Consider the following 501-nt stretch of genomic DNA (forward strand, 5'->3'; position numbering starts at 1 on the left):
GGCCAGCTCCAGCTCAACGTGATGGAGCCGGTAATCTCGTTCGCGCTGTTCTTCTCGATCCGCACCATGGAGCGCGCCGTCAACAGCCTGCGCGAGAACTGTGTTGTCGGCATCACCGCCAATGAGGAGCACACCCGCAACATGGTGCTGAACTCGCTCGGCATCGTTACCGTGCTGAAGCCGCTGCTCGGCTACAAGCAATGCGCCGAGATCGCGCGCGAGGGCTACAAGAGCGGCAAGTCGCTGCACCAGATCGTGGTGGTCGAGCGCAAGCTGCTGACGCAGGAGAAGTGGGACGAGATGTTCTCGTTCGAGCGTCTGATTAATCCGGATATGATCGGGTAGGTGATCGTCTCTCCTTCCATCATTCCGGGATGCGCCGACAGGCGCAGGCCTGGAATCCATCAGGCCTCAGAGCAAATGGTGCGATGGATTCCGGGCTCGCGCTTCGCGCGCCCCGAAATGACGGGAGCGGTATTCCGCGCCTTGGAATTGCGGTAG

General features: G+C 60.9%; 1 pseudogene. It reads left to right on the forward strand.

The annotated features are described in order from the left end of the window. Positions 1-345: pseudogene (gene aspA, locus KBZ10_RS28975) on the forward strand (aspartate ammonia-lyase); the annotation flags it as partial. Positions 346-501: the final 156 nt, after the last annotated feature.

The sequence above is a fragment of the Streptomyces sp. F63 genome, assembly GCF_018070345.1.
Classification (GTDB): Bacteria; Actinomycetota; Actinomycetes; order Streptomycetales; family Streptomycetaceae; genus Streptomyces.